At 45.4% G+C, this 24,527-nt stretch carries 21 protein-coding genes and 2 tRNA genes; 8 read left to right on the plus strand and 15 right to left on the minus strand.

Going from position 1 to position 24,527, the window contains the following annotated elements; translation table 11 throughout:
* Positions 1–3: 3 nt before the first annotated feature.
* The 10 genes from A3CY_RS0108920 to A3CY_RS0108965 form a co-directional block, all read right to left on the minus strand.
* Positions 4–1,251: a hemolysin family protein gene (locus A3CY_RS0108920; protein WP_018337569.1), complete on the minus strand. Its 1,248-nt coding sequence runs from the start codon at positions 1,249–1,251 to the stop codon at positions 4–6.
* Positions 1,252–1,830: an LPS export ABC transporter periplasmic protein LptC gene (lptC, locus tag A3CY_RS0108925; RefSeq protein ID WP_018337570.1), complete on the minus strand. Its 579-nt coding sequence runs from the start codon at positions 1,828–1,830 to the stop codon at positions 1,252–1,254.
* A gap of 3 nt (positions 1,831–1,833) precedes the next feature.
* A complete protein-coding gene (locus tag A3CY_RS0108930; RefSeq protein WP_148375368.1) occupies positions 1,834–3,162 on the minus strand; it encodes a tetratricopeptide repeat protein in 1,329 nt (442 codons plus the stop codon).
* Between the two features lie 119 nt (positions 3,163–3,281).
* Positions 3,282–4,019, minus strand: coding sequence for a type III pantothenate kinase (locus A3CY_RS0108935; RefSeq protein ID WP_018337572.1), 738 nt, complete (start codon positions 4,017–4,019; stop codon positions 3,282–3,284).
* Between the two features lie 29 nt (positions 4,020–4,048).
* A complete protein-coding gene (gene mfd, locus A3CY_RS0108940; protein ID WP_018337573.1) occupies positions 4,049–7,351 on the minus strand; it encodes a transcription-repair coupling factor in 3,303 nt (1,100 codons plus the stop codon).
* Between the two features lie 73 nt (positions 7,352–7,424).
* On the minus strand, positions 7,425–8,474 hold the full coding sequence (gene queA / locus A3CY_RS0108945) for a tRNA preQ1(34) S-adenosylmethionine ribosyltransferase-isomerase QueA (RefSeq protein ID WP_018337574.1): 1,050 nt from the start codon (positions 8,472–8,474) through the stop codon (positions 7,425–7,427).
* 37 nt (positions 8,475–8,511) lie between these two features.
* The gene (gene truB, locus A3CY_RS0108950) at positions 8,512–9,228 is read right to left on the minus strand and encodes a tRNA pseudouridine(55) synthase TruB (protein WP_018337575.1); all 717 of its coding nucleotides are present in this window, start codon (positions 9,226–9,228) and stop codon (positions 8,512–8,514) included.
* Positions 9,228–10,016 (minus strand): undecaprenyl-diphosphate phosphatase, encoded by a 789-nt coding sequence (locus A3CY_RS0108955; protein WP_018337576.1) that lies wholly within the window; start codon positions 10,014–10,016, stop codon positions 9,228–9,230. Before A3CY_RS0108955 ends, truB begins: the two co-directional genes overlap by 1 nt.
* 68 nt (positions 10,017–10,084) lie before the next feature.
* Complete coding sequence (locus A3CY_RS0108960; protein ID WP_018337577.1) at positions 10,085–10,345, minus strand: DUF3098 domain-containing protein; 261 nt, start codon at positions 10,343–10,345, stop codon at positions 10,085–10,087.
* 10 nt (positions 10,346–10,355) lie between these two features.
* Complete coding sequence (locus A3CY_RS0108965; RefSeq protein ID WP_018337578.1) at positions 10,356–11,222, minus strand: cell division protein FtsX; 867 nt, start codon at positions 11,220–11,222, stop codon at positions 10,356–10,358.
* A gap of 246 nt (positions 11,223–11,468) precedes the next feature.
* Here A3CY_RS0108965 and A3CY_RS0108970 point away from each other — a divergent pair.
* Positions 11,469–11,544, plus strand: a tRNA-Gly gene (locus A3CY_RS0108970).
* Positions 11,545–11,548: 4 nt separating this feature from the next.
* Positions 11,549–11,633 (plus strand) — tRNA-Leu (locus A3CY_RS0108975).
* 491 nt (positions 11,634–12,124) lie between these two features.
* Here A3CY_RS0108975 and clpB read toward each other — a convergent pair.
* The 4 genes from clpB to A3CY_RS20655 form a co-directional block, all read right to left on the minus strand.
* The gene (gene clpB, locus A3CY_RS0108980; protein ID WP_018337579.1) at positions 12,125–14,716 is read right to left on the minus strand and encodes an ATP-dependent chaperone ClpB; all 2,592 of its coding nucleotides are present in this window, start codon (positions 14,714–14,716) and stop codon (positions 12,125–12,127) included.
* A 210-nt stretch (positions 14,717–14,926) separates the two neighbouring features.
* A complete protein-coding gene (gene mtnA / locus A3CY_RS0108985; protein ID WP_026207474.1) occupies positions 14,927–16,000 on the minus strand; it encodes an S-methyl-5-thioribose-1-phosphate isomerase in 1,074 nt (357 codons plus the stop codon).
* Positions 16,001–16,073: 73 nt separating this feature from the next.
* Positions 16,074–17,141, minus strand: coding sequence for an NAD(P)H-dependent flavin oxidoreductase (locus A3CY_RS0108990; RefSeq protein ID WP_026207475.1), 1,068 nt, complete (start codon positions 17,139–17,141; stop codon positions 16,074–16,076).
* 230 nt (positions 17,142–17,371) lie between these two features.
* On the minus strand, positions 17,372–18,424 hold the full coding sequence (locus A3CY_RS20655) for an AGE family epimerase/isomerase (RefSeq protein WP_205619915.1): 1,053 nt from the start codon (positions 18,422–18,424) through the stop codon (positions 17,372–17,374).
* A gap of 231 nt (positions 18,425–18,655) precedes the next feature.
* On the opposite strand from A3CY_RS20655, the gene A3CY_RS0109000 reads away from it, so the two are divergent.
* The 6 genes from A3CY_RS0109000 to A3CY_RS0109025 all read left to right on the plus strand — a co-directional run bounded on the left by A3CY_RS0109000 (position 18,656) and on the right by A3CY_RS0109025 (position 24,038).
* Complete coding sequence (locus A3CY_RS0109000; RefSeq protein ID WP_018337583.1) at positions 18,656–19,477, plus strand: helix-turn-helix domain-containing protein; 822 nt, start codon at positions 18,656–18,658, stop codon at positions 19,475–19,477.
* A gap of 39 nt (positions 19,478–19,516) precedes the next feature.
* Positions 19,517–20,623, plus strand: coding sequence for a site-specific integrase (locus tag A3CY_RS0109005; RefSeq protein ID WP_018337584.1), 1,107 nt, complete (start codon positions 19,517–19,519; stop codon positions 20,621–20,623).
* Between the two features lie 19 nt (positions 20,624–20,642).
* Positions 20,643–21,029: a helix-turn-helix domain-containing protein gene (locus A3CY_RS0109010; protein WP_005815568.1), complete on the plus strand. Its 387-nt coding sequence runs from the start codon at positions 20,643–20,645 to the stop codon at positions 21,027–21,029.
* A gap of 14 nt (positions 21,030–21,043) precedes the next feature.
* Complete coding sequence (locus tag A3CY_RS0109015; protein WP_018337585.1) at positions 21,044–21,391, plus strand: hypothetical protein; 348 nt, start codon at positions 21,044–21,046, stop codon at positions 21,389–21,391.
* 32 nt (positions 21,392–21,423) lie between these two features.
* Positions 21,424–22,122 (plus strand): hypothetical protein, encoded by a 699-nt coding sequence (locus A3CY_RS0109020; RefSeq protein WP_018337586.1) that lies wholly within the window; start codon positions 21,424–21,426, stop codon positions 22,120–22,122.
* A gap of 365 nt (positions 22,123–22,487) precedes the next feature.
* On the plus strand, positions 22,488–24,038 hold the full coding sequence (locus tag A3CY_RS0109025) for a mobilization protein (protein ID WP_018337587.1): 1,551 nt from the start codon (positions 22,488–22,490) through the stop codon (positions 24,036–24,038).
* Between the two features lie 45 nt (positions 24,039–24,083).
* On the opposite strand, the gene A3CY_RS0109030 is transcribed toward A3CY_RS0109025, so the two are convergent.
* The gene (locus A3CY_RS0109030; RefSeq protein ID WP_005815575.1) at positions 24,084–24,452 is read right to left on the minus strand and encodes a hypothetical protein; all 369 of its coding nucleotides are present in this window, start codon (positions 24,450–24,452) and stop codon (positions 24,084–24,086) included.
* Positions 24,453–24,527 lie beyond the last annotated feature (75 nt).

Below are 24,527 nucleotides of genomic sequence, written 5' to 3' on the forward strand. Positions count from 1 at the left end.
TTTTTATATCTTTATTTTCACCTCTTCTATCCGGGCGCTCTTGACGCTTAATACCTCGAAAACAATATTCTCGATTTCGATCTGTTCCCCCTCCTCGGGTATATCTTCATTGTAATACAATATCAACCCCGCTAACGTTTCATACTCTTCATCCTCGGGCAAATTCAAATCATATTTCTCGTTCAGGTAATCCACTTCCAGCCGACCGGAGAAGATAAATTCATTCGGGCTCAACTGCTCCTCTTTCAAGTTCAGACGGTCATGTTCGTCCTCAATCTCCCCAAAGATTTCCTCCATAATATCCTCTATCGTTGCCATTCCGGCTGTAATCCCAAATTCATCTACCACGACAGCAACACTTTTCTGTTCCTTCGTAAAAAGATTCAATAACCTCAATGCGGACATCGTTTCGGGAACAATCAATATCTTACTTACAGCTTTCTTTACCGTTTCCGGGTGATGGAATAAAGCTGACGAATGCACATAACCGATCACGTTGTCGATAGAGTCACGGTAGATCAATATCCGTGATAGTCCGGTCTTCACAAACAGATTCCGCAATTCATCCAAACTACTGTCTATCGGCAATGCCACAATATCCGGGCGAGGCACGATACATTCCCGCAATTTGATCTCCGAGAAATCCAAAGCATTGCGGAATAGTTTTATATCATGTTCGTCCTCATTTTCAACTCCTGCCGTTTCCCCTTCCTCAATCAAATTATTTAGATCGACTTTCCCGAATGCCCGGTTTTCTTCTTTTGCCAACTTCCGCCCCGTGAATATCCGAAGCAGCAATCCCCCGAACCAAACAGAAAAATAAGAGATCGGGAAAAACAGAATATAAAAGATAAACACGGGTACCGCAAAAATACGAAGGAACAAATTCGGGCGCAACCGGAAAACCGCTTTCGGCAAGAATTCACCCGACACCAACATGATGAGAGTAGAGATTAGAGTCACTAGTATCAACCTTAATCCTAACGAAATCCCATAACTTTCCAAACGAGGATCGAGATAATCGGACATGAAAATACCATAGACAACCATAACCACGTTGTTACCCACCAATATCGTGGTAATATACATCCCCGAATTAGAGATAAAAAGGTCGATCACCCGCTGCGTGATACCTTTATTCGATTTGTCGATCTCTATACGCAATTTATTGGATGCCATGAATGCGATCTCCATTCCCGAAAAGAAAGCAGACAACACCAAACAAATTAATATAGCTACTAATACTGACATTTAAGGTTGTTGTTTTTCTACAATGACTCCGGTAACTTTATTAAAGACCGGTTTTCGTAAAGATTGATCGGACTTGAATCCATTGTTCCCCTCGATAATATTCTCTTCCGAGGTTAAACGCGTATAACGGTCTGAATAGACAATCTCCTTCTTCATATCCCAGTAAAGAAGTTCTGTTTCCAACTTCTTACCCTCGGAATTGATAACCACAACTTCGTCACGCAATTCCCATAGCATTTCATCTTCCAGTTTTTTAGCGTATTTCGAAGTAATAGCACCTACCATCGTTCCGTCTTTCTCGTACAACTCGGCGTGAATCCCTTTCGGAAATTCATCGTATTTTTTATTTTCCTCGTCATACTTGTTGTAAAGCGGAGTCGTCACTCGATATTTCAATCGTGCCGAATCGGAATAAAACAATTCCATGTTTTCGCCGGACATATTAGGTAACCCAGCCCGTGCCGCCTCAATAGCATTCACCTCTTTTATATCCGTTTTGCACGAGAAAAGCATTACCGTCCCGAAAACGAGGACGGTAATGCTTCTTATCATTCTTAAAGCACGATATCGAAATATCATATATTATTCTTTAAATCTTGCAGTCGTTGTTTCGTTTATCCATCCGCCAACTTTTACAGATGCTCCTGCCGTAATGGAACGGAAAAAAGCATCATCTTTTGACGGGAAATAAACGGAATACTTCGCGATAAACTCGTTTGCTTTATCCGCAACCCCCGGATCAACTTGTTTTGCCTTGATAAATTTATCCACGGCAGCCCAGAATACGGTACGTTTCTCAAATTCGTCACCCTCGTAACTGTTACTAGCTGAAGCATAAGCCAATCCGATGGTCAAATAAGCCTGTCCCAGATTCGGATTACTTTTTAAAGCAGCCAAAGCATATTTCTTGGCTTGCTGGTAATCCCGCTTCGTGGACAAATATACTTGAGCCAGATTCAGATTGTAATCACCCCGATCCGTCTCGTTGTCAGTCTTGTCAATAGCCTCTTTCAAATACTGCTCGAACTTGGGAATATCGTTCTTACGATAGAACATAATTGCCAATCCGTAAGCAGCCTCTGCACTCGGATCTTGATGATAAATACTTTCAGCTATCGTGGCATACAAAGGTAAATCTGTACACTCCTGCTTTTTCAACAACTTGTAAATATCTTTCAACACATCCAAATTATCCTTGTTTGCCTCGTACTTCTTGACTAACAACTCATTCAACGTCATACAATCAGCCAATCCGGTTTCAATAAACATGGCTTCCAGATTATCCTTACATACCAAGAAAGCCTCGCAACCTTTCTCTCCCGTACCGGCTTGTTGGTCGGCGAAATCAGCAAAGTCAATGTACAAATTAACGAAATCATCTTTCGACAATTGATTTTCTCTCGCCAACTGACACGCCGCATGGAAAGTCATATGAACCTGTACGGCAGGAACAATGTCCTTATCCATCTCGTAGGATTTCAACAAATTGTTAAAAGCATCCTTCACCATGTTGATATCGCCATTGGAATAACGGAATTGCGCCATACCTTTTTTCCCCAATACAACTCCCTCTCTATTATTGGGATTATTTCTCATGTACTGGTTACGGCGATCAAAAAGCATCAATAGAGTATCCACGTACTCTTTTTTCTTTGTCTTCTCAATCATATGCTCGAGGATTTTTTCCCCGCGAGCGTACACCGTCAATTGAAATGCCGGGGCATTCAAAAACAAATACCGCCAAGGGGCTAAAGCCTCCTCGAAATTTCCTTGTTTAAAATATTCTGTGTAAAGAGAAGCATTCAAGATTGTTTTTGCACTATCAAGCCCATACTTAGACTCCAACGTTTGCGCCTTCGTCCCGATAGTGAATAAACATATTCCCAATGCCAAAACAGCAATCTTTTTCATGGTCATCCCTTATTTAGTTATAGTTCGAATTAGTATTTTCATCATAGCAACCGTGTCCACGTGAACACCTTTGCAAAATTACCACTATTTTTCAAATACGGAAATCTATCTCCTATTTTTCACTGTCTATTAACCGTTTTTTGAAATTCTAAAACTCTATTTAGACCTAAGTTTACCAATTTATCCACAAAAAAGACCTGTCGATCCAGTGTCTTTTTCAAATATTCGCTTCCTCCTCCCGTAATAATCACCACCGCATCGGGATTATTATGGTAAGTTTCATCTATATAACCTCTTATTTCAAAAAATATACCATTCATCACCCCATTCAGAATAGCATCATGTGTATTTTTGCCTATATAGCCATGATTTATATCACATTTTACGAGTGGTAAACTTACCGTAAACTCGTTCAACGCACGAAAACGTATCCCCAAACCCGGGGAAATATTCCCCCCGAGGAATTCCCCTGCCTCACTCACGAAATCATACGTGATAGCCGTCCCCGAATCGATAATCAACAGTTCTTTTCCAGGGAATAACGTAACCCCTCCCACGCAGCCGGCAATCCGATCCACACCCAAAGTCTTCGGGGTATCATATCCCAATTTGATCGGTAATGGCATTTCCGACGACATCTCGCAAAAAAAAGTAGAAACACTCTTCAAATGCTCCCGTACTTCTTCGGATATAAATCCCGTACTCGACAAAATCATATTCACCTCTTGTCCCCGGTGCAAATAACCGGAAGCCAACTCGTACGCCTCCGGAATTCCCATTCCGCAAACGACCCAATCCCCTCCATCATAAACAGTATATTTAGTACGCGTATTTCCTATATCAACAATCAGATTCACGGCTTCCAGTTTTTCGTTTATACTAACTATTAGCTTTCATAAGCATATTCCCTCATCTCCCCAATAATCTTCGATACCTTATGAATATCCTTCACATCCGAGAAAATAAGACTCAACTTATCATTTTTCTCACTCATCTTGCAAGGTATGATTTGTTTCTGTACAAATTTAAGCAATTCCCCGAAAATCGGAGAAGCATAGAACGGGGAGTCTTGGTCACTAATAAAATAAATCACCATTCTATTGTTTTTCACCATCAATCGCTCTATTCCCAAGTCAATACATCTTTGCCGTATCCGTACAACCTCCATCAAGCCACTTACCTGCTCCGGAATCTCCCCAAACCGATCTCGCATCTCGACCTCGAAACGCTGCAAAGCACTTTCGTCCGTGATATTATCCAATTCCCGGTACAAACGAATTCGCTCGCTCACGTTTTCCACGTAAGTGTCCGGTATCAACAAAGCAAAATCGGTATCGATCACGCAATCCGTTGTGAAAGCGGTAGGCCCATCCGTTTGCTCTTTTTGCAATTCCGGGAACTCCTCATCCCGCAACTCGAGCAATGCCTCATTCAAAATACGTTGATAAGCCTCGTACCCAATTTCCGCAATAAAGCCCGATTGCTCTCCCCCCAGGATATTCCCGGCTCCGCGAATATCCAAATCCTGCATAGCGATGTTGAAACCACTACCCAGTCCGCTAAAATCTTCGATTGCCTTCAACCGCCGCCGGGCATCCGAATTTACTAACTCCAAGGGAGGAGCCAACAAATAACAGAAAGCCTTTCGGTTGGAGCGTCCCACTCGTCCTCGCAACTGATGCAAATCACTCAGCCCGTAGTTTTGTGCTTGATTTATAATAATGGTATTGGCATTCGGAATATCCAACCCGGACTCCACAATAGTCGTGGCAATCAACACATCATAATCCCCCCGGATGAAATCATGCATAACGGTTTCCAATTCCTCCCCGCTCATTTGCCCGTGCCCCACGCAACTTTTTATTCCCGGCACCAAACGATGTATCATGTACTGGATATCCCGGATATTATCTACCCGGTTGTGAATAAAGAAGATTTGTCCACCACGACTCACTTCATATGTAATCGCATCTTTAATGATTTTCTCGTCAAACCGGTGTAACTCTGTCACAATCGGATACCGGTTAGGCGGCGGCGTCCGGATAATCGACATATCACGTGCCCCCATCAACGAGAACTGCAATGTACGCGGAATCGGTGTTGCCGTCATGGTGATCGTATCCACGTTCAGCTTCAAACGCTTCAATTTTTCCTTTACAGCCACCCCGAATTTCTGTTCCTCATCCACGACCAGCAACCCGAGGTCTTTAAACTTCACGTCACTGCTTGTCAGGCGATGTGTACCTATAATAATATCTACTTTCCCCTCTTCCAGATCTTTTAGAACTCGTTTGATATCCGCACTTTTCTTCATCCGGCTGATATATTCTACCCGGCAAGGCATCCCCTCCAAACGCTTTTTGAAAGTATTGTAATGCTGATAAGCCAATACAGTTGTCGGAACAAGTACAGCCACCTGCTTACTATCCGCCACGGCTTTAAACGCTGCCCGAATAGCAACCTCCGTCTTCCCGAAGCCGACATCTCCACACACCAAACGATCCATCACGTGAGGTTTCTCCATATCCTCTTTCACCGCCTGAATAGCCTTCATCTGGTCGGGCGTCTCCTCATACATGAAAGAAGCCTCCAACTCATCCTGCAAGAAACTGTCTTTCGAAAATGCATAAGCCTCCTCACGACGGCGTTTGGCATACAAGGCAATTAACTCTCTGGCAATATCCTTCACCCGGGATTTCGTTCGCTGCTTCAACTTATTCCATGCCTCGCCTCCTAACTTGCTCACGGCTGGAGGCTCCCCTTCCTTTCCCTTGTATTTGGATATCTTATGCAAGGAATGCAAACTCACGTACAATTCGGCATTATTTTTATAGACCAAACGTATCGCCTCTTGCACCCGACCGTCATTACTTATCTTTGTCAATCCCCCGAAACGCCCGATACCGTGATCGATATGCACCACGTAATCGCCGGGATGCAAGTTCTGCAATTCACTAATCGTGATAGACTCTCGCCCCTTGCGTATTTGAGTCGTCTTCAAACGGTACTTCTGGTAACGGTCAAAAATCTGGTGTTCCGTGTACACGCATATTTTAACATCCGCATCACTAAATCCCTCATGCACCGTCCCTTCCACCGGGACAAAATTAACCGAGTGCCCTTTGTCCGAAAATATATCCCTCAAACGCTGCAATTGCATATCATTTGTCGAACAAAGATATATCGTATAACCATCTTGCTGTTTATCCAACAAATGTTCCGCCAACAAATCGAATTGCTTGTTGACAGCGGACTGCACTTCAGCCTCCAGACGAAGCACATCCCCCCGGAAATAAAGTTCCGGTCCCCACTCGATCACGCTATTTTTCTCAATCGATAGAAATAGTTCCTCCGCCCCTATCAACAATTCTCCGGCATCTTCCTCTTTCAACGTCTTGATTCGATCATGAATCAACAACGAATTCTTCAACCACCACGTCGTTTCTTTCCCCAAAAACTCTGTCAATCCCACGTTTGACTCTTTTCTCGTTGCTTCGCTCAAATCGGGGACAATAACCACTCGTTCAATTAACTGCTCGGACAATTGCGTTTCCACGTCAAAATAACGAATGCTTTCTACTTCATCCCCGAAAAAGTCTATTCGCACGGGGCGCTCTTCTGCAAACGAATAAACATCAACGATACTACCCCGAATAGAGAATTGCCCGGGTTCATACACGAAATCACTACGCTCGAACCCGTACTCGGAAAGCAAAGATTCCAGAAAAGAGATAGATAACTTTTCGCCTTTAGCCACGGGCATCGACATATCTGCAAGCACGGCTTTACTGACTACTTTCTCGGCTAAAGCCTCCGTGTAAGTCACCACCATTCCCACTTGTTTCGCGGTCAAAGCATTCAACACCTCCGTGCGCACCAGTATCGAATCGTTATCCTTATCCTCGAAATTACCAGCCCGGCGATAAGAAGAAGGCAAGAACCGCACATTTTCTTCGTCAAAAAAAGTCAACAGATCATTATAGAAATAAGCAGCTTCCTCCTTATCGTTCATCACGAACAATTGAAGACTCCCCATCTCCTGCCCGACATTAGCACCGACAAACGAAACTATCGACCCGATCCCATTTTCCAGCTTTACCTTTATTCCCGGACGTTCTCTCAAACGCCGAGTGATTTTCTGGACAACAGGATGAGCCTGAAATAATTTCAATAATTCCTTTGCTTCCAAATTATATCCTCTTTATCAAAAAAACGGCACACCTTTCAGCATACCGTCTATCTATATTTTTAAATAAGCCCAATCATATGATTAGCATAGCATCCCCATAAGTTCCGAATCTATACTTTTCTTTGACAGCAACATCATAAGCCTCCATCACGTAATCATATCCCCCGAAAGCGGCAACCATCATCAATAAAGTAGAATAAGGCAAATGGAAATTGGAAATAAATGCATCCGGCACACTGAAATCATAAGGAGGGAATATGAATTTATTCGTCCATCCATCAAATTCCGTCAAACGTCCTTTTGTTGTTACACAACTTTCCAGCGTACGTACAACAGTTGTCCCCACGGCACATATCTTACGCTTTTCATCTTTCGCATCATTCACGATTTTCACAGTTTCCGACCCCACGATAATCTGTTCCGAATCCATCTTATGCTTGGTCAAATCCTCAACATCCACTTCCCGGAAATTACCCAAACCGACGTGCAACGTGACAAACGCAAAATCAATACCCTTGATTTCCATACGTTTCATTAGCTCCCGGCTAAAATGCATTCCGGCAGTCGGGGCTGCAACAGCTCCCTCGTTTTTGGCAAAAATAGTCTGGTAATTTTCGGCATCCTCCGGCTCTACCTTCCGGTTAATAAAGCGCGGTAGCGGAGTTTCTCCCAAGGCGTACAATTCTTTTTTAAATTCTTCGTATTCCCCGTCATACAAGAAACGTAAGGTTCTTCCCCGGGAAGTCGTATTATCGATCACCTCAGCCACCATACTGTCGTCTTCCCCGAAGTACAACTTGTTACCGATACGAATCTTCCGAGCCGGATCAACCAACACGTCCCAAATACGCAATTCCGGATTTAACTCTCTCAACAAGAATACCTCAATCTCCGCTCCGGTCTTTTCTTTGTTTCCATATAGCCGAGCCGGAAATACCTTGGAGTCATTAAATACGAACACATCCTTTTCTCCAAAATAATCAATTACATCCTTGAATACCTTGTGTTCAATCTTTCCGGTCTTCCGATCCAATACCATTAAACGAGCTTCATCCCGATTCGGCGTCGGGTGCAAAGCGATTAACTCCGGCGGCAACTTATATTTAAACTTTGATAGTTTCATGTTGAACAATTTTATATATTAACCAAATCTTGCTAAATTACAAATTTTCTCCTAAAATCCCAATAATTTCATCTATTTTAAATCCATACTCCACTCGAAAGTCCCCTACTCGAGTCCTTCTCAACGCAGAAAGATGCGAACCGCTCCCGCAAGCTTTTCCCAAATCATGCGCCAAAGAACGAATATACGTTCCCTTGCTGCAAACAATTCGAAGTTCCACTACCGGAAACTCTGCTTTCAATATTTCAATCTCCTTCACCATCACTTTCCGGCTCTTCATTTCAACCTCATCTCCCCGGCGTGCCATCTCGTAAGCACGAACGCCATCCACCCGAACCGCCGAATAAGTAGGCGGGAATTGCTCTATCTCCCCGACAAACTGCCGAACAGCTTGTTCCAATCGCTCCCGATCAACATGTGTATACGGGAATTCGGCATCAAAAGATGTTTCCAAATCAAAAGAAGGTGTCGTATGCCCGAAAGTAATCTCTGCCACGTATTCCTTCTCCTGTCCCATGTACTCCTCTATATTTTTCGTTTCTTTCCCCACGCAAACAATCACGACTCCTGTCGCTAACGGGTCTAACGTTCCCGCGTGCCCCACCTTGATTTTCCCGTATCCCTTCCTTAGGCAAATACGAATCTTGTTTACCACATCGAAAGACGTCCAACGCAATGGTTTATCCACCACGAGAACAGCCCCCGCACGAAAATCATCTCCTTCCCGAAAACGTATATTCCCCCAGTCTTTCATTATCCCAACACAATCGTCAATATACCGGCTATCGCACAATAAAGTGCGAACCAAATCAATTTTCCCTTCTTCACGATATTAATCATCCAACGGCAAGCTATACATCCCGACACGAAAGCCGCAACAAACCCTACAAGCAAAGAAACCGCAGAGATTCCGCTCTCGGCAGGACTAAAACCACCTTTCATCAAATCGAGAAATGCTTCTCCCAATATCGGGATCAATACCATCAGGAACGAGAATTTAGCCACCGCTTCTTTTTTATTTCCCAATAAAATACCTGTCGCTATCGTCGATCCGGAACGGGACAACCCCGGCAAGACCGCACAAGCCTGCGCCAAACCAATCACCAAAGCATCCCAATAGGATATTTTCTCTTTCACCCGTGGCTTGGCATAATAAGCAAACGCAAGCAACAGAGCCGTCACCAACAACATACACCCCACGACCAGCAACCCAGAACCAAATAACTCTTCCACGTAATCCTTAAAACAGAATCCCACGATAGCTACCGGAATCATAGAAAGGAATATCTTCAACACGTAAGCCATCTCGTCATTGTACTTGAACGTAAAGAATCCCTTGAAAAGTACCGAAACCTCTTTCCACAATATCACGATCGTGCTACAAACCGTCGCCGCATGCACTGCCACGGCAAACGTCAGATTTTCTTCCCCCTGTATACCGAATAAAGCACTAAATATCTGCAAATGACCGGAACTACTTACCGGTAAAAACTCAGTCAATCCTTGGATTATGCCAAGAACCAATGCTTGAAACCACTCCATCTATTAATTGAAAATTGAAAATTGAAAATTGAAAATGCACGCACACCAATATTCAATTACATTAATATTTATTTTTCTTCTTCTTTCTCTTTAGGCTTTCTCATGATGCCCCAGAACACGAAACCGAAGCCAAACAACACGACGATCGGGGCTAACGTGATTCTTCTGAAACTGAAAATATCATAATTAAACGTTTCGGGGGAATCTGCCCCACCACCCATCATTAACAGGAATCCGATTACAACAATCCCGAAACCGATAAGAATCATCTTGTAATTATCTTTCGGTATAGGAAATCCGTCTTTTTTTTCGTTTAAAATTCTTGCCATATATTTCTATTTACGCGTATATTTCATTCAAATCCTTGTTCAAATACATCCGTACAGAGAACCACGCCGAGAAAAACGACAACAGCACCCCGGAAAGCATCACGAACCCGACCATCATCACAATAACATCCATATGCATGATATTAATCACCTTACCAATATTCTCCTGTGCAAAGAATATCGCACCCAACAGAATCAGATTAGCGATCAACGCACCAAAAAATCCCCGCCACATACTTCCATACACGAAAGGTTTACAAATAAAAAACGGTGTTGCCCCAACCAATTGCATCGTCTTAATTAATAGACGCTGGGAATACACCGCCAAATGAATCGTGTTACGAATCAACGTGAACGAGATCAATACCAACACTGCCCCCACGATCAGGAACAATAAAGTAATACGATGAATATTCTCGTTTATACTCTCTATCATGGATTTCTGGTAATACACCTCCTGAATAATATCAAACCGGGCTAACCCTTTCTCGATAACCGCCAGGGAATCGTTATTCGCATACTCCGGATTCAAACGAATCTCGATCGACGGCAACAATGGATTTCCACCCAGTATCGCCTCGAAATCTTCTCCCATCTCCTTTTTAAAAGAGCGAGCCGCTTGTTCTTTCGTGATATAAGTCGAAGAATAAACAAAAGGACGGGTATCCAGAATCTTCTGCACCCGCTTGATTTCCGCCTCATTCGTGTTATCCTTCACGATCACCGCAAAACCGATATTCCTTCTCACGTGATCCGATACCACCCGGGCATTCAATAAAATAAACACAAGCATACCCACCACGATCAACACCAGAGAAATACTGATCGTGGAAACAAAATATGAACTTTTTCCTCTTTTGCTTCCTGTACTCGACATTTTCTTGTCTTAAAAAACTTGACAAATATAATCATTCTGCTCCCGAGAACAATCAATTCAGGAAAAAAATCCTAAAAACTCTTCATCAGCCCCTCAAATAACTACATGAATAACAGATTTTAAGAAATAGAACGAAAAAATCTACCGTTTTTTCTTCCCAAACCCTTTGCACGTATTAAAAATTGCTCTATATTTGCAATCGCAAAAAATGGAAAGCGTTCCTGTTCAAGTTTTGCAAGCAATCATGCGAAAATAGCTCAGTTGGTAGAGCATAACCTTGCCAAGGTTAGGGTCGCGGGTTCGAGTCCCGTTTTTCGCTCCAAGTTGCTCGAGTGGTGGAATCGGTAGACACGCGGGACTTAAAATCCCGTGGCCATTGCGGCTGTGCGGGTTCAAGTCCCGCCTCGAGTACAGACATTTTAGAGAGTTAGCATTAATTGCTAACTCTTTTTTATTAGTATTCTCTATCCTAATTTCTTATTCGAACAAAAGCAATTTCTACCCCCAAAAATAGCTTAATCAAATTCTCGCAAATCAGTGGAAACATTTTCTAATTCGTCGGTTACAACCGACGAATTAACCCTATAACCAACAGAAATAACCATATCCAAATTATAATATGTGATAAGATATGATTCTCTTAACTATTCTCCAACCTTCTTCTTGAACTTGTGCATTTTTCACATAAGTTGCATCTTCATATAGCTCTTCTATATTGTAAATATTTCAGATATGATTAACTATTACGGTTATTACGCTCAATCTACATGAATAGATATTAGCAAAACTACCTAGAATATCAGAAAAACAAATGATTAACACCATTTTCTTCGCCAACGATTCGAGCAAACAAAAGCCTGCAGCCATCAGGCTACAGGCTTCTACATTACATGTATAATAATTTACTTGTTCTCGAAAACAATCTTATCATCCTTCACGTCCACCACGATACGGCTATCCCGGGATACTTCCTCCGCCAATATCTGCTTAGACAAATCATTCAGTAAAGTACGCTGGATCACTCGTTTCACGGGACGTGCACCAAATTGCGGGTCATACCCGGCTTCGGCAAGCCATTCCACCGCTTTATCAGTAATCTCAATTGCGATACCGTTGTTCCCCAACATCTTCTTGACACCATTGAATTGCAAGCGCACGATGTCCACGATCTCGGACTTCTTCAACGGTGCAAACATGATGATCTCGTCGATACGGTTCAGAAACTCGGGACGAATCGTCTGTTTCAACATCTCGTAAACTTCCAGATTCGTCTTCTCCAACACCTCATCCCGGTTATTCTCGTCGATACCTTTCAGTTTATCCTGAATAATATGCGCACCGATATTCGAGGTCATAATGATAATCGTGTTTTTGAAATCGACCACCCGACCTTTATTATCAGTCAAACGCCCGTCATCCAAGACTTGCAACAAGATATTGAACACGTCCGGATGCGCCTTCTCGATCTCGTCCAACAACACCACGGAATACGGTTTCCGCCGGACGGCTTCCGTCAACTGACCGCCCTCGTCGTATCCCACGTATCCCGGAGGCGCCCCGATCAATCGGGACACGGAATGCCGCTCCTGGTATTCGGACATATCGATACGAGTCATCAGCGATTCGTCATCAAACAGAAATTCCGCCAACGCCTTCGCCAACTCGGTCTTACCGACTCCCGTCGTTCCCAAGAAGATAAATGAACCGATCGGTCGCTTGGCATCCTGCAACCCGGCACGATTCCGCCGCACGGCGTCAGCCAAAGCCGTGATCGCCATTTCCTGACCGACCACCCGCTTGTGCAACTCGTCCTCCAAATGCAACAACTTCTGCCGCTCGCTCTGCATCATCCGGCTAACAGGAATCCCCGTCCACCGGGAAACCACGGCGGCAATATCATCCTCCGTCACCTCTTCCCGGATCAACGACTCCCCGTGCTTCATATCGGCAAGTTTCGCCTTCACCTCTTCAATCCGTTGCTCCGCTTGCTTAATTTTACCGTATCGCAACTCGGCGACCTTACCGTAATCTCCCTCGCGTTCAGCCCGGTCTGCCTCGAACCGGTATTGCTCGATCGCATCTTTGTTCTTCTGAATCTCGTCTATCAAAGAACGCTCGGATTCCCATTGGGCACGCAACTTCGTGCGCTCCTGGTTCAAATCAGCCAATTCTTTTTGTATCTCATCCAGTTTCTTACTTTTCCCTTCCCGCTTGATTGCCTCTTTCTCGATCTCCAACTGCTTGATCTTACGATCCAACTCGTCAATCTCTTCCGGCACGGAATTCATTTCCAACCGCAGACGGGCAGCAGCCTCGTCCACCAGGTCAATCGCTTTATCCGGCAAGAAACGATCGGAAATATACCTGTGTGACAACTCCACGGAAGCAATAATCGCATCATCCGTGATTCTCACTTTATGGTGATTCTCGTAACGTTCCTTCAAACCACGCATGATACTGATCGCACTCATCACGTCCGGCTCGTTAATCATCACCTTCTGGAACCGGCGTTCCAATGCCTTGTCCTGCTCGAAATACTTTTGGTACTCGTTCAAGGTCGTCGCACCAATAGCACGCAAATCACCTCTTGCCAATGCGGGTTTCAAGATATTCGCCGCATCCATGGCTCCGTCAGACTTCCCGGCTCCAACCAACGTGTGGATCTCATCGATAAACAAAATGATCTCCCCTTCCGAAGACAACACCTCGTTCACCACGGCTTTCAAACGTTCCTCGAACTCGCCCTTGTATTTCGCTCCCGCAATCAGGGCTCCCATATCCAAGGAATAAATATTCTTGGATGCTAAATTCGAGGGCACGTCCCCATTCACGATACGTTGAGCCAATCCCTCTGCAATCGCCGTCTTACCCACACCCGGCTCTCCTATCAGTATCGGGTTATTCTTCGTCCTCCGTGACAATATCTGCAACACCCTACGGATTTCATCATCCCGCCCGATCACCGGGTCGAGTTTCCCGTTACGGGCACGTTCATTCAAATTGATCGCATACCTTCCCAAGGCGTCATAATTATCCTCCGCTGATGGGGAATTTACCTTCGACCCCTTCCGCAATTCATTAATTGCTTCACGGGTTTCTTTCTCGGTCATTCCCGCGTCTTTCAACATCGCGGATACCGGATCTTTCACCGACAACAATCCCAAAAGAATATGTTCTAATGAAACATACTGGTCTCCCATCTCTCCCGCCAGTTTCGTGGCTTTCTCCAACACCTTGTTCGCCTCATCGGACAAATAGGGAGAACCTCCCGACACCTTCGGGTAAGCATCCACGATACGATCCAATGCCGCGACAACATTCCGGCTATTAATACCCAACTTGTTAAAAATAAAAGTGGTGATATTCTCACCTTTCTCCATTATTCCCTTCAACAAATGACCCGTCTCGATCGCTTGTTGACCTTTTTCCTGCGCCAGCTGCACTGCTGCCTGCACCGCCTCTTGCGACTTAATTGTATAATTATTCATATTCATAGTCTCAATCACTCCTTTCTGCCTTGGAAATTACAAAGTATATACCGAAAGTTCCACCCAAAAGTTTCACGATTGAAAAACGAAATAAACAATCACACGATCTTCCTGTTAAACAAGCAGGAAAAGACCCGTCGAGAACCCATTCCTCAAAAAGAAAAAATTCCCGGCACATCTAATCATCTGTCATTTTGTCTTTAAATATACAATTATTTATGTCAAAATGTCTTTCATTTTCCATTCCCGCAACGTTTCCTCAAACGGGGGATAAGCTATCCCCTTTTCCGTGATAATAGCCGTGATCAAATCGGCAGAAGTCACGTCGAAAGCCGGGTTATAAACGTTCACTCTTTCCGGTGCCATTCGCCGGGTATACCATTTTTCCGTCACCTCCTCATGCGCCCGCTCCTCAATCTGAATCTGTTCCCCGGCAGGACATCCCAAATCAATCGTGGAAATAGGTCCCAGCACGTAAAACGGGATTCCGTAATATTTCGCCAACACCGCGACACCTGACGTCCCGATCTTGTTTGCCGTATCCCCGTTAGCCGCCACCCGGTCACACCCCACCAGCACGGCTTGCACCCGTCCTTGTTTCATGACCGACGATGCCATATTATCACAAATCAAAGTAACATCCACACCCGCCTTTTGCAGTTCGAAAGCTGTCAGACGCGCCCCCTGTAACAAAGGACGAGTCTCGTCAGCAAACACCGAGAAACCATACCCCCTCTCCTGCCCGAGATAAATCGGCGCTAACGCCGTCCCGTACTCGGACACCGCCAAATGTCCCGCATTGCAATGCGTGAGCAATCCCATTCCCGGTTTCAATAACGACAACCCCCATTCACCAATACGACGGCAAGCCCCAGCATCTTCCGCACGAATAGCCTCAGCTTCCTCCCGTAACGCCTGTTTCCAAGCCTTCACATCCTCCTTCTGATGCCGCAATAGCCGAACCTCCATGCGATCCAGCGCCATGAACAAATTCACCGCCGTCGGACGAGAAGACGCCAAATACGCTTTTATTTTTACAAACTTCCGGTAAAATTCCTCGAAACCAGCCACTACCACCTTCTGCATACACACCGAAATTCCGTAAGCGGCAGCAACCCCGATAGCCGGGGCTCCTCGCACTTTCAACGAATAAATCGCTTCCCAAATCTCCTCTGCCGTCTTCAACGCCAAATACACCTCCTGATTCGGCAATTGCGTCTGATCCAAAATTACCAACGCCCCCTGCTCATAATCGGCACGAACGGTCACCATCGTAAACAAATTTCCCATGCTAAAAATAGTTTTCCGCGATATTAATAAAAAATGCCCGGCATCCCGTTCTAACCGACTTGAAATAATCTCATCATCCCTCATTTTCAGCCATGGCATACTGCATCTTCAGCACGGCGATAACCTCTCTGACATTACTTATTTTTTGAGCCAAATGAGCATTTATTCCCGCAAAAGCATATCCCCTTTTCATATTTCCTTTAGCCGCGTTGAACAATGCTTTCATTATACAGTAAGGACTTTTAGAATAATCACAGGTCTTAATACAATGTTCAGGACAATTCTTCGGCACCTCCAACCCGGCTGCAACCCGATCGAGAAATTCACTTTTAATCGCCCGCCCCGGCATTCCCACCGGACTATTGATTATCTGAAGATCACCCTCTTGTGCAGCCAGATAAACCTGCTTAAAGGCATCCGACGCATCACATTCCTCCGTAGTAACAAAGAGAGTTCCCATCTGCACGCCGGACGCCCCCAACTCGAAAAAATGATATATATCCCTTCCGGAAGAAATTCCTCCTGCCGCAATAACCGGTATCACTTTCATTTTCCGGTATGAGGCTACAGTTTTTACGACTTCCGGAATTATTTTTTCCAAAGAATACGCTTCATCAAATATCTGCTCCCTCTTGAATCCCAGATGCCCTCCGGCTTTCGGTCCTTCCACGACGATAGCATCCGGCAGGTAATTATAATTATTGTGCCACTTGTCACAAATAATCTTTGCCGCACGTGCCGACGAAACAATCGGCACCAACTTCGTTTTACTACCGGGAATCAGATACGAGGGCAAGTCCAACGGGAGCCCCGCCCCTGAAAAAATAATATCCACTTCTTCCTCCATCGCCGTGCGAACCATATCCGCAAAGTTGGTTAAAGCCACCATAATATTAACACCCACAACACCCTTCGTCCTCTCTCTGGCTAAACGGAATTCCTCCTTTAACCCCCAAATACAATTTTGGAAAAAATTACCGTGTCCCGTGTAAATAAGCCCTAAGCCCGCACATGATATTACACCGATCCCGCCTTCATTTGCAACGGCTGAAGCCAGCCCCGAAAGGGATATCCCGACACCCATGCCACCTTGAATAATAGGCAGTTTTATCTCCATGCCTCCGATAAATAAAGATTTCATCATATTTGTAAAACAAGTTAATACTTTAAACAAATAAGCCGGTCTTGAAGTCGATTTTGACAATGGAGATATCCGTTAAGCCACGGCGGAACAAAGCATTGAGAAGAAAGATACAATATAAACTTGATTGCTCAAGTTGTAAATATACAGAATAAAATTGACCGTTTATCAAATTCTTATAATTATTCTTCAAAGAATATTATAATACCTGAAAACAGCATTTATCGCAATTACAAATTTTCGGGCATACAAAGCCTTGCCATCAGGTAAGAAACCGTTGATTCCGCCCCCTGGTTTAAATTTATATTGCATTCTTCCAAGCCATCATAACATCCCCCGGTGGAAGGATTATAGACAATCTGGTGAAGATGGTTATTCCCCAAGAACCAGTTGAAAGCGATTCTCCGTTTCATCAAAAACTCCTTATCCCCGAACACGGAATAAAAAGTAGACAGTGCGATCACGGTACCGGCAATATCCACGGGTTGTTCACCATAGGTTTTCCCGCGAACCGATTTTTGAAGCCATCCCTGGTTAGAAACAACTTTTATCTGTTCCCCCTCAAATAAAATATCAAGTAAAAAATGGAACGACTCTTCGGCAACATCCTTGTACGTTTCGCTCTTAATGACCCGATACGCGTACAACAGGCTTTCCGGAAGCACGTTATTATCATACGTCAGGTAAGCTTCGAACCATCTCCAATCCTCCTCACGACTTTGCCGGTAACAACGGATCAACCTATCAGCCAGAACCGTGATAAGCCCGACCACTTCTTTCGAGGGAAACGTCTGTTGGAAACAAGACAACCCCTTGATGGCGAATGCCATACTTCTCGGCGATCGCATCTTCAGGATCATATCAAATGTCTGCTCGAAAATCTCGATCGCGTCTTCCGTCCACACGACCGGAAACTTACCCCCGTGCGAAACAAAATATCCCAACGCATATATAGCCCGGGCATTACTGTCTTCCAGTCCGACCTCATCATTCTGGGAAGTAAACGCGAGGTCTTTATCCGTGTAATTCAGAAAAGAACCGTCCGGTTGTTGGCAATACCTGATAAAATCAAGATATTTCTTTATATATGTTTCACACGACATATCCTTCATTTCAACATATACCCGGCACAAGGCTATCAACGCGCGGGCGTTATCATCCAAGGTATAGCCCGAACGAATATCCGGGCGGTTTCCCCTCGAAAATTGAATCATCGCGAAAGAACGAGTCATTCTTTTTACATGATCCGTCTTGACCGGAGGCAAAGAATAAATCAATTCCACATGAAGATTCGGAGGTCAAAACGACGGCAAACGGAAGCAAAAGTTAGCGTTATAAAATACTGATTTACAGGATATAATTTTTAACAAACCGAAATTTTGGCTATTGGCGAATCGTCCTTTTTGGAGTAATTTTGTACCGCCATTGTACCACGTGAGAGGGGTCGCACGGCACGACATCCTTTCAACAGCGTGCAACAATGTTCAACAGTGTGCAAATAAATTTCTTCGATTATGGACCGTCATATTAAACAGAATTTAACGGGTCAGTCCCATTCAGAATGGGATATGCCAAGCAAGCCGTTCCTCACCATTGGAGAGGTGGCGAACCTTCTGCAAGTGAGCAACAGAACCGTGTACAACTTGATATACAAGGGTACACTCAGAGCTTGCAAGATAACGTATCACATTACGCTAATCACCAAAGAGGATTTCTTCTTGATGATTAAGGAAACAACCTACTGCAAGCGCAATACTTCGATATTCGCCAAGCAGATAAAAAAGAATAAAGAGAAGATGAAAGCAGACATACAGAATACAGACAAGGTTTCTTCTTTTCAACAAGAGGGAAAGAAGAAAACAAAGAGCAACCCCACAAAACGGCAGCTCATACCATCGACCAACTACAAACAATCCGTGCGTGACACATTCACGGAAGATAAAAATGTCGGTGGAGACCTTTATACAATGGCTGAGATTTGCCAAAAGTTCAATTATACCTATGGGCGGTTTTACAACCTCCGTATGCGTTACTCTATCCCTTGTGTCAAAGCCAATTCAACCAAGTGCTTCCCCAAAGCGGAAGTGGACAAGGCTATGGCAGAAGAAAGTGAACGGCTGGGCACTAATCTGACCGAGCATTGGTATTCCTGTTTCGACATTATGCGTCTGTTCGGTTTGGGAAAGACCCAAGTCCGCAGGTTCGCCCTCACTCATGGGGTCAGAACCAAGCGCATACACGGCAACCGCCTGTACTATCTCAAAGCGGATTGGGATGCCGCCCGAAAGGTATCAGAGCGGAAAAGCGCAAGCACGAAAGCCAAACGTGAAGTATAGCATCCCCTTAACAAGAGCAATAATCAAAACATCAAAGATATGACAAACATTTGTACAAAGGTAACGGTCAGAAAACGACCTATCAAGAATGGGCAGGTGTCGCTTTATTTGGATTTCTACCCACCTATCAGACACCCTAAGACAGGCAAACCGACAAGACGTGAATATCTCGGCATCTACATCTATGCCAACCCGTCAGAGAAATTTGAGGTGGAGTTCAACAAGACCATGCTCCGCAATGCGGAACTAATCAAGTGCAAGAGAACCGAAGCCATCATCAATGAGGAGTTTGGCTTTCTTGACCACAACAGGGGCAAGGAGAGTTTCTTGGAATACTTCCGCTCAAAGATGGCGGACGATGATAATTTCAGAAATTGGAATACCGCCTACAAGCACTTTGAGAAGTATTGCGGTGGCAGTTGCACGTTCAATGACCTATCAGTGGACTTCTGTCAAGGCTACCTCACTTATATGCTCTCACTCACCACACAGAACAAGAGCAAGATGATGGCTTCCACCGCCAACAACAATCTGAACAAGTTGAAATGCGTGTTGCGCCAGGCATACGAGGAAAGATGTATCAAGGAAAATATCGCCCCACGGCTGAAACACGCCAAAGAAGCCAATACAAAGCGTGAGTTCCTGACCCTTGACGAGGTGAAAATGCTTGCGAACACTCCTTGTGAGAAACCTGTTATAAGGTCGGCTGCTCTCTTTTCTTGCCTTACTGGGTTGCGCATAAGTGACATCATCCGTTTGCAGTGGGAGAACATCATCAAGGGTGCTGATGGTGGCTGGTGTATGCACATTGTAACCAAGAAAACGAGGACGGAAGCCGTGCTGCCATTGTCTGAAGAAGCCCTTGCCCTGTGTGGTGAACGCACAGAGGGACAAGTATTCAAGGGACTGACACAAACCATTCTCCCTTTATATCTCAAAGATTGGATTAAGTCGGCTGGGATTACGAAACACATTACTTTTCACGGGTTTAGACACACCTATGCCACCTTGCAACTGGCTGCCGGTACCGACTTGTACACCATATCAAAGATGCTTACTCATAGCAATGTCGGAACGACACAGGTTTATGCCGATGTGGTGAACGACTTGAAGCGCAAGGCTTCCGAACAGATAACACTCAAATAGTAACACAAAACATAGATATATGGACAACATCACATTTGAACAGTTACCGCAGGCGGTATCTCTTTTGATTGAACGTGTCGGACAGCTTACAAGCAAAGTGGAGGAAGCATTGGGCAAGAATGACAATCCACAGAGCAGAAAACACAAGTTGCTGACATTGGATGAGGTGGCTGTATTGCTCAACAAATCCGCATCCACCATTTATACAATGACTTCAGAGAAGCGCATACCATACCATAAACAAGGAAACAAACTCTATTTCTTTGAAGATGAAATCATCCATTGGATTGAGCAGGGCGGAACATCGGGAACAGGTTGCGAGGAGGATTTCAACAAACGGCTTGAATCCTTGCGGAGTGGCAAGAAGCGCAAGCCGAGTTCTCTGAAAACTGAAACGAACAATTAAATGCAGGAGGAAATATGAACAAGGACACTTTAATAGCCATCATCACAAATCAAGACCCCAAACTGGCACAGGCGGTCAGCAAAATGGTTGATTATATCCAAGACAGATGGGCAGCACCATATCCCAGCAAGGAACAGACGGAAGCGGTCAATGACTACCTCCGTTCTGTCCATGCGGACAAAGGCGGTGCATTGAATGAAACCGACATCGCCCACCGCAAGATAGCATCACAAAAAATAACCATCAATGCCATCCGTTTGCTTGACCATGACCAGCTCGACCGTCTGCAAGACGTACTGAACCACATAGCAGAGGACAGGGAGTATTATATGCCCGAAAGGAGATACGGCATGGGCAGATAGCAGACCATTGTAACACCATCATATCATTGATTATGGACACCAAGAAACAGAACATACATTACTGCACCATCCTGTCATCCGAACAATGGATTTTTCTTTTGGAAAGCAAATCATCCGTGAACCGATACAAGTGCCTGTACAGGCTGATGTCCGAAGCCGTGCGGACAAAGACCGTTTATAGCATCAAAGGAATAAAGATTGCTTTGGAGGTGGGACAGGTCGCAACCTCCGATGTGGAGTTAGCCGAATACTTGGGCTGTAACCGCAAGACCATCGGCAAACTCATAGACAGTTTTAACAGGCTCGGTATGCTGACCACCCGAACCAACAATCGAACTTCCGTTCATACCTTGCATTTCCTCACAGGCTGGTATGTCGATGGCGTTCTTCTGACCAATCCCCATTATGTCAGACCTTCGGCTACCGCCAAAGGACAGACAGGCGATATACGGACACCTGCCACCGACACATCTTTTTCTTTTGGTGGGCAATGTAATGACCAACGGCATGAACAGGAAGCGGACAGCACAAAGTGCGATACATTCCCTCTTTCTTCTTCCCTTTGTTCGTCTGAAACTCCCGACCTGCCACCTCCGAACTTTTTTGATGAGGAAGAAACGGACAATCCCCATATCATTGACTATGGGGATAGACCGTTAGACAGCATCCCCACGGAGAGCCATAAAAAGGCGCAGGACGGCACGAATGACGGCGAGGCTATCCCGACATAGATGCAAGTGAAGACGGGCGCAAAAAGCGGAATTTCAAGCGGTACTCCGTTGTCGTGGAGTGACTGACTGGACTTGTCCAGATATAGCCCACTATAACTACACGCTTCGCTTCCGTAGTTGTGGGCTCTCCCGAGGGGCTGGGCTTTGCCCCGTCCCACTTATGGCTCTGCCCTAAGAACCCGGTCGGAGGCTGTCAGCCCCCAACACCCCTGACCAAAGAGTGACCCTCTCTTTGGAATCTCCGCTCAGAGGTCTCGACCCCTGAGAACCCCGAGCAGGAAGTGACCCTCTCCCTGCACCCTCCGATTAAGGCTCCGCCCTAATGACCCTTTCCCTATTGTAAATCTGTAAACATCATCATGCCTATGGCACAGAAGACATCAATCAACATCAAGCCCTGCAACATCGGAAGCAGCGAGGCGCACAACAGGCGGACAGCGGAATACCTCGCTCATATCGGCAAGGAAAAGTTCTATGTCCGCACCGACCTCATGGCGGCAAACGAGACATGGGTAGCACCTGATTTCGGCGGCACTTCGCTGTCGGAACGCTACAATCAGATAGCCGCGATGGTAAAGGAAAAGACAGGTCGCGCCATGCAGACCAAAGACCGAGAACGCGTGAACAAGAAGACCGGGAAGGTGACCGTCGTGCGCGGCAGCACTCCGCTCAAAGAGGGTGTCGTGGTAATCAAGGATGATACCACGCTGGAGCAGTTGCAGCATTTCTGCGAGGTGTGCAAGGAGCGTTGGGGAATCACGGCACTGCAAATCTTCATCCACCGTGACGAGGGGCATTACGGCATCCCCGGAGATACCGACACATGGAAGCCCAACCTTCATGCCCATATCGTATGGGACTGGATGAACCACGACACCGGGAAATCCTGCAAGCTGGACGAGAAAGCCATGAGCGACATGCAGACCCTCTTGGCTGAGTGTCTTGACATGGAAAGGGGCAGCTCAAAGGAGCAGACGGGACAGGAGCATCTTGAACGCGCTGATTTCATCATCGCCAAGCAGAAGCAGGAAGCCGAACAGGTAAAGGCGGAAAAGGAAGCAGCCGAAGCCGACAGGGATGCCGCGATCCGTGAAACGGACAATGCCAAATCCGAACATGAAAAGCTACAAATCGGGAACGAGGAGAAGCAGCGTCGCAGCGAGGAACTTGACAGCGAAATCGCCGAAAAGGAAGAACGTGCGCGAGAGGTTGACAGGGAGAACACGGACAGCATAAAGTCCGGCATCGCCAACCTTTTCGGTAAGGGCAAGTACGCAGCCATCGAGCAGGAGAACGAGAAGCTGAAAGCCGAGAACGAGCATATCAAAGAGTCTTTCCCCGATGCCGTCAGGAAAGAGGTGGAGAAACGGACTAAGGAGCTGACCGAGGCGAAGCGGACGGTCGAACTGGAGCGCGACAGTGCTATGGCAATCGCTGACACTTATGAATCCGAGAGGGACACGGCTCTGCGGCAGCTTCGGGAGCAGAAGAGCGGGGAGCAGCACCGCATCAGCATGGCGGTGAGCCGGGCAACGGCGGAGAAGGACAAGACCATAGAGCGGTTGCAGGGTGCGCTGAAATCGAGCCGGGATATCCTGAATATCATCGCCGATATTCTCTACAAGGCAAGCGAGGTGTTCAGGCGAGCCGTTGAAGCGATTATCCATTTCGCCACGGAACGGCACAAGTCAATCTTCTCTCCCTCCGAAGCCGCCGACATCAAGAGCGTTATGCAGAGCTACGGCGAGACCACCGAACAGCAGAAAGCGGTCGGCGCATGGCTCTGTGATTATGCGGAACACCGACAGCCCTTTGATGAAATCAAACATCGCCATACACTCAATGAGGTTGGCGATGTCGCGGAAGGTCGGTATGACTGGAAGATTGAGAGAGGGCGAGGTGGAATCAGTCTGTAATCCCTTTATAACTCTCACATAGCCAAAATCGGTTATCCGTCAACTTCAATCTATGATGTAGGCTTCGGATGTTAAAATATCTACGATGTGTTCGGTTGTCTTTATTGCATAGTGCTTTACGTTTAGAGAAGTTCCATACAACGCTCTCATCCCAGTTGCCATGATTTCTCCCAGATAAGAGGAATTTTCCACTTCGTATAAGGGGCTGGAAGTCAATCCCACCATAACCTCAGTCATTCTAAAGTGTTCAAGAGTTACACGATAAGCAAATACATTCCTAAATCGAATGGCAATCGTTCCTCTGTTGTCGAAACGATCAAGCATAATTTTAAGGTCGGTAGCGTCATAATCTATTGAATTGATTGAACATTCGCAATCAATTACATTTATCTGATGGTATATCTCACTTTCCATACCCAAAAAATCGTTTATCTGTCAGTTTCATTATTTTCCGTTGCTATTCGTGGTCTCTTGTATTTTGTTTAAAGG

This window comes from Butyricimonas synergistica DSM 23225 (assembly GCF_000379665.1).
Lineage (GTDB): Bacteria > Bacteroidota > Bacteroidia > Bacteroidales > Marinifilaceae > Butyricimonas > Butyricimonas synergistica.